Source organism: Nocardioides sp. (assembly GCF_044226305.1).
In the GTDB taxonomy this organism is placed as follows: domain Bacteria; phylum Actinomycetota; class Actinomycetes; order Propionibacteriales; family Nocardioidaceae; genus Nocardioides.
Map to the genome: position 1 here is coordinate 87,953 of NZ_JBGAHF010000018.1, position 6,335 is coordinate 94,287.

The 6,335-nt window shown below is 73.0% G+C and carries 6 protein-coding genes; 4 read left to right on the forward strand and 2 right to left on the reverse strand.

Annotated elements, in window-relative coordinates:
• Nucleotides 1–56: 56 nt before the first annotated feature.
• Nucleotides 57–959: a diacylglycerol/lipid kinase family protein gene (locus ACILQ5_RS17285; protein ID WP_395659268.1), complete on the reverse strand. Its 903-nt coding sequence runs from the start codon at nt 957–959 to the stop codon at nt 57–59.
• A gap of 113 nt (nt 960–1,072) precedes the next feature.
• Between ACILQ5_RS17285 and ACILQ5_RS17290 the strand changes: the two genes are divergently transcribed.
• The 4 genes from ACILQ5_RS17290 (at nt 1,073) to purB (ending at nt 6,200) form a co-directional block, all read left to right on the forward strand.
• Nucleotides 1,073–2,371: an adenylosuccinate synthase gene (locus ACILQ5_RS17290; RefSeq protein WP_395659269.1), complete on the forward strand. Its 1,299-nt coding sequence runs from the start codon at nt 1,073–1,075 to the stop codon at nt 2,369–2,371.
• Nucleotides 2,372–2,426: 55 nt separating this feature from the next.
• A complete protein-coding gene (locus tag ACILQ5_RS17295; protein WP_395659270.1) occupies nt 2,427–3,293 on the forward strand; it encodes a catalase in 867 nt (288 codons plus the stop codon).
• A 36-nt stretch (nt 3,294–3,329) separates the two neighbouring features.
• Nucleotides 3,330–4,616 (forward strand): phosphoribosylamine--glycine ligase, encoded by a 1,287-nt coding sequence (purD, locus tag ACILQ5_RS17300; protein WP_395659271.1) that lies wholly within the window; start codon nt 3,330–3,332, stop codon nt 4,614–4,616.
• Between the two features lie 144 nt (nt 4,617–4,760).
• Nucleotides 4,761–6,200 (forward strand): adenylosuccinate lyase, encoded by a 1,440-nt coding sequence (gene purB, locus ACILQ5_RS17305; RefSeq protein WP_395659272.1) that lies wholly within the window; start codon nt 4,761–4,763, stop codon nt 6,198–6,200.
• A gap of 13 nt (nt 6,201–6,213) precedes the next feature.
• Here purB and ACILQ5_RS17310 read toward each other — a convergent pair.
• Nucleotides 6,214–6,335 (reverse strand): integrase core domain-containing protein (locus ACILQ5_RS17310; RefSeq protein WP_395659274.1); only part of this gene is annotated, 122 nt, incomplete at its 5' end.

A 6,335-nucleotide genomic window follows, 5' to 3' on the forward strand; every position in this document is an offset into this window, starting at 1 on the left:
CACGACCTCAGACCGTGTCGTCACACGATCTCGACCAACGTGCCTGGGCATCACATCTAGGACTCCGCCGGGGGTCTGGTCGGCAGCACCATCCGGTAGGCCTCGGGCTCGACGTGCCAGGTGCGCTGCCGCTCGGGCCCGTAGACCTCCCCGTCGGCGCTGCACCAGAACGGCCCGCCCGACACCGAGACGGACGTGCCGCGGCGCACCGTGACGTCCTCCCGGTGGTGGTGGGTCGCGAACCCGAGCCGGACCGCGTAGAGCAGTCGCGCCAGCGGCCCGACCGACTTCGACACGAGCACGTCCACCCGGCCGTCGCGCGGGTCGGCGTCCGGGGTGAGGTGGGTGCCGCCGCCCACGGACGGGCCGTTGCCGACGGCGACCTGCAGCACCGGCTCGGCGAGGTCGCAGAAGACCTCGCCGTCGACCTCCACCCGCAGGCGGACCGTCGGCGGGTCGATCGCAGTGAGCAGGGCGCCGATCGGGTAGCCGACCTTCCCCAGCCGCTTCTTCAGCCCGGCGCCGCGGCGGCTCGCCTCGGCGCCGACGCCGACGTGCACGCTGTTGACCACGATCTCGCCGACCTCGTCGACGACGAGGTCCATCCGCCTCGGCTCGCCCTCGACGACCACCCGGGCCGCCTCCTCCACGTCCAGCGGGACGCCGATGCCGCGGGCGAAGTCGTTGCCGGTGCCGAGCGGCAGCAGCGCCAGCACGGCGTCCTTCAGCTCCTGCCGGCGGTGCAGCGCCGCGACGACCGCGTGCAGGCTGCCGTCACCGCCGGCCACCACGATCCGCCGGGACCCGGCGCGGTGCAGGACCCCGTCGAGCTCGCCGGGGTTGGACGTTGCCGCGACTTCGACCGACACGTGTTCGCGGAGCACCGCGAGCGCCGCTGCGAGGTTCTCCTCGTCCGCCGTACCGGCCTCGCTGTTGGTGATGACGAGGAGGGGGTCCACGCCGCGGACACTATCCGAGGGGCTGAAGCCCCGGGTCCGGCTTTGGTAGCGTGTGGCCGCAAGAGCTCCGGTGCTGTTGTGCCGGAGCTGTTTCTTTGTGCGAGGAGTGACTCATGCCCGCCATCGCCATCATCGGCGCCCAGTGGGGCGACGAGGGGAAGGGCAAGGCGACCGACCTCCTGGGCTCCCGGGTCGACTACGTCGTCAAGTTCAACGGCGGCAACAACGCCGGCCACACGGTGGTCATCACCGACGAGTCCGGGCGCAGCGACAAGTACGCGCTGCACCTGCTGCCGTCCGGGATCCTCACCCCGGGCTGCACCCCGGTGATCGGCAACGGGGTCGTCGTCGACCTCGGCGTGCTGTTCGAGGAGCTCGAGGGCCTGGTCGCCCGCGGCGTCGACGTGAGCCGGCTCAAGGTCAGCGCGAACGCGCACGTGATCCCCGAGTACAACCGGGCGCTCGACAAGGTCACCGAGCGGTTCCTCGGCAGCCGGCGGATCGGCACGACCGGCCGCGGGATCGGCCCGACGTACGCCGACAAGATGAACCGGATCGGCATCCGGGTGCAGGACCTCTTCGACGAGAAGATCCTCACCCAGAAGGTCGAGGGCGTCCTCGACCTGAAGAACCAGGTGCTGACCAAGATCTACAACCGCCGGGCCGCCACGGTCGAGGCCACGGTCGAGGAGCTCCTGGCATACGCCGACCGGCTGGCCCCGATGGTCTGCGACACCGGCCTGCTGCTCAACCAGGCGCTCGACCGCGGGGAGACGGTGCTGCTCGAGGCGGGCCAGGCCACGCTGCTCGACGTCGACCACGGCACCTACCCCTTCGTCACCTCGTCCTCGGCCACCGCCGGCGGTGCGTGCACCGGGTCCGGCATCCCGCCGAGGCGCCTCGAGGGGATCATCGGGATCGTCAAGGCCTACACGACCCGCGTCGGCGAGGGTCCGTTCCCGACCGAGCTGCACGACGACGCCGGCGAGCACCTGCGCAAGGTCGGCGCCGAGTACGGCACGACCACCGGGCGGCCGCGCCGCTGCGGCTGGTACGACGCGGTCATCGCGCGCTACGCCGCCCGCGTCAACGGGGTCACCGACTTCGTGCTCACCAAGCTCGACGTGCTCACCGGGCTCGAGCAGGTCCCGGTCTGCGTCGCCTACGACGTCGACGGCACCCGCCACGACGAGATGCCGGTCAACCAGAGCGACTTCCACCACGCCGTACCGATCTACGAGTACCTGCCCGGCTGGTGGGAGGACATCTCGGACGCCCGCACCTTCGACGACCTGCCGGCCAACGCCCGGGCGTACGTCGAGGCGGTGGAGGCGATGTCCGGTGCCCGCATCTCGGCGGTCGGTGTCGGCCCGTCGCGGGCCGCGACCGTCGTGCGGCACGACCTGCTCTGACCGTCCGAGGCGCGGACCGGGTCCGCGGGGGCCGGTCGGGGTCTAGCGTGTCGCCATGATCGACCCCGCCGTCGCGATCGACCGGCTCCGTACCGCCTTCGGCGGCCCCGAGCGCCACCGCACGCTGCACGCGAAGGGGCGCTTCTACGGCGGCACCTTCACCGCGACGCCCGAGGCGACCGCGCTCGGCCGCGCCGGGCACCTGACCGGCGACCCGGTCCCGGTGGTGGTGCGCTGGTCCAACGCCGGCGGCGACGCGTCGGTCCCCGACAAGGTGCCGGACATCCGGGGGATGGCGGTCAAGTTCCGGCTCCCGGACGGGACCGAGACCGACCTCCTCGGCCAGACGTCGCGACGGTTCCCGACCGACAGTCCGGAGGAGTTCGTCGCGATGACCGAGGCGTCGCGGCGTCCGCTGACGTTCCCGCTCTTCATGCTGACCCACCCCAAGATGGCGCCGGCCCTCCTCGACGGGCTGCGCAGCAAGGCGGTCTCCGCACCGCGGAGCTTCACCGAGCCGACGTACTACCCGATCCACGCCTACGGCTGGCGTGACGCCGAGGACCGGCTCAGCTGGGTCCGCTACGTCTTCTCGGCCCAGCCGTCGCGGCCGGCCGGCTCCTTCGAGGGCCCGGACCGGCTCTTCGAGGAGATGGCGGCCCGGCTGGCGGACGGACCGGTGCGCTTCGACGTCCGGCTCCTGGTCGCGGGTCCGGGCGACGACCCGCACAGCGCGGTGTCGGTCTGGAAGGGCGCCCGGGAGGTGCTCGGCGGGACCATCGAGGTCACCGAGGAGCTGCCCGACCAGGACCCGCTCGTGTTCGACCCGACCCGGGTGGTCGACGGCATCGAGCTCTCCGACGACCCGATCCTGCGGTACCGCCCCGCGGCCTACTCCGAGTCCATCAGCCGCCGCACGTAGTCCCGCCGCACGGGCCGGGCCCTAGGCTGGCCGACCGTGAAGACCCTCGTCATCGGGACCGGCGGCCGCGAGCACGCGCTGGTCCTCGCCCTCGCCGCCGACCCCGCGGTCACCGAGGTGCACGCGGCACCCGGCAACCCGGGCATGGCCGCGGTCGCCACCCTCCACGGCGTGGACCCGATGTCGGGGTCGGACGTGGCCGACCTCGCCGAGCGGGTCGGCGCCGACCTGGTCGTGGTCGGGCCCGAGGCGCCGCTGGTGGCGGGCGTGGCGGACGCCGTGCGCGCGCGGGGGATCGCGGTCTTCGGGCCGTCGGGCTCGGCCGCCCGGCTCGAGGGGTCCAAGGCGTTCTCGAAGGACGTGATGGCGGCGGCCGGGGTGCCGACCGCGGGCGCCCGCACCTGCGACGGCCCCGAGGAGGTGGCGGCGGCCCTGGACGCGTTCGGGCCGCCGTACGTCGTCAAGGACGACGCGCTGGCGGCCGGCAAGGGCGTCGTCGTCACGCGGGACCGTGACGAGGCGGTGGCCCACGCGGCACTCTGCACGTCCCGAGACGGCGGCCGGGTCGTGGTGGAGGAGTTCCTCGACGGCCCGGAGGTGTCGCTGTTCGCGATCTGCGACGGCACGACGGCGCACGCCCTGCAGCCTGCGCAGGACTTCAAGCGGATCTTCGACGGTGGTCGCGGCCCGAACACCGGCGGGATGGGGTCCTACACGCCGCTCACCTGGGCCCGGCCGGACCTCGCGGAGGTCGTTCTCGCGGAGGTCGTGCGGCCGACGCTGGCCGAGATGCAGCGCCGCGGCGCGCCGTTCGTCGGCTGCCTCTACGTCGGGCTCGCGCTCACCGCGTCCGGGCCGCGGGTCATCGAGTTCAACGTGCGCTTCGGCGACCCGGACGTCCAGCCGGTGCTCGCCGTGCTCGGGTCGCCGCTCGGCACGCTGCTCGCCGCGGCCGCTGACGGCCGGCTCACCGACGTACCCCCGCCGTCGTTCCGGGACGGCGCCGCGGTCACCGTCGTGCTGGCGTCGGCCGGCTACCCCGAGTCGTCGTCGAAGGGCGACGTCATCACCGGCGTCGAGGCCGCCGGTGCGGAGCCCGGCGTCGACGTGATCCACGCCGGCACCGCCCTCGACGGCGACCGGCTGGTCACCGCGGGCGGCCGGGTGCTCGCCGTCCGCGCGCTCGGGTCGGACGTCGCCGACGCCCGGGCGCGCGCGTACGCCGCCGCCGACCGGATCTCCTTCCCCGGCCTCCAGCGCCGCAGCGACATCGCCGCCGAGCCCCTCGGGGTCGTCGAGGGTGCCTCCGTCACCGACGGTTGAGTCGTGGGTTGTGACCACTCGAGTCGTGCGTTGTGACCACTCGAGTCGGGACCGGTGACCACGTCGTGGCCAGAACTCCCGACTCAACAGGTCAGAACTCCCGACGCGACGGTCGTGACGGCGGGCGGTGGAGACCGTGGGAGGATGAGGTACGTGACCGTGCCGAACGTCCTCGCCGCCCGCTACGCCTCCTCCGGGCTGCGTGAGATCTGGTCGCCGGAGCACAAGATCGTGCTCGAGCGGCAGCTGTGGGTGGCGGTCCTCGAGGCGCAGCGCGACCTCGGCGTGGACGTGCCCGACGGGGTCGTCGAGGCCTACCGCGGCGTGGTCGACCTCGGCGAGAAGGGGGTCGACCTCCAGTCGATCGCCGCGCGCGAGCGGGTCACCCGCCACGACGTGAAGGCGCGGATCGAGGAGTTCTCCGCGCTCGCCGGCCACGAGCACATCCACAAGGGCATGACCTCGCGCGACCTGACCGAGAACGTCGAGCAGCTGCAGGTCCGGCAGAGCCTCGAGCTGGTCCGCGACCGGGCCGTGGCGGCGCTCGCGCGCCTGGCCCGGCTGGCCGCCGAGCACGAGGCGACCGTGATGGCCGGCCGCAGCCACAACGTCGCCGCGCAGGCGACCACCCTCGGCAAGCGGTTCGCGACCGTCGCCGACGAGATGCTGGTCGGGCTCCAGCGGGTCGAGGACCTGCTGCGCCGCTACCCCCTGCGCGGCATCAAGGGCCCGATGGGCACCGCCCAGGACATGCTCGACCTGCTCGACGGCGACGCCGACAAGCTGCAGCAGCTTGAGCAGCGGGTCGCCCACCACCTCGGCTTCGACACCGTGCTGACCAGCGTCGGCCAGGTCTACCCGCGCTCGCTCGACTTCGACGTCGTCTCGTCCCTGGTGCAGCTGGTCGCCGGCCCGTCCAACCTCGCCACCACGGTCCGGCTGATGGCCGGCAACGAGCTGGTCACCGAGGGCTTCCAGGAGGGCCAGGTCGGCTCCTCGGCGATGCCGCACAAGATGAACAGCCGCTCCTGCGAGCGGGTCAACGGCCTCGCCGTCGTCCTGCGCGGCCACCTCTCGATGGTCGGCGAGCTGGCGGGCGACCAGTGGAACGAGGGCGACGTCTCCGACTCCGTCGTACGACGGGTGGCGCTGCCGGACGCGTTCTTCGCCGCCGACGGGCTGTTCGAGACCTTCCTCACCGTGCTCGACGAGTTCGGCGCCTTCCCCGCGGTGATCCAGCGCGAGCTGGACCGCTACCTGCCGTTCCTGGCGACCACCAAGGTGCTGATGGCGGCGGTCCGCAACGGCGTCGGGCGCGAGGCCGCGCACGAGGCGATCAAGGAGGCGGCGGTCGGGACCGCGCTCGACATGCGGCAGGGCCAGGCCGAGAACGACGTCTTCGCGCGGCTCGCGGCCGACCCCCGCCTCGGCCTCACGGCCGACCAGCTCGCCTCGCTGGTCGCGGACCCGATCACCTTCACCGGTGCCGCCGTCGCCCAGGTCCAGACGGTCGTGCGGCAGGTCGACGCCGTGGTGGCCCGGCACCCCGAGGCGGCGGCGTACTCGCCGGGCGCGATCCTCTAGATGTACCCGGCCATCAGGTTGGTAGCCGGCTGATCGGTGGGAGTCCGCCGAGTGCGCTGTGGCGGCGTTGAGTGTTGTAGTGCTCGAGCCAGGGCGCAAGTGCTGCTGCGCGCTCGAGGTTGCTGGTGAATGGTT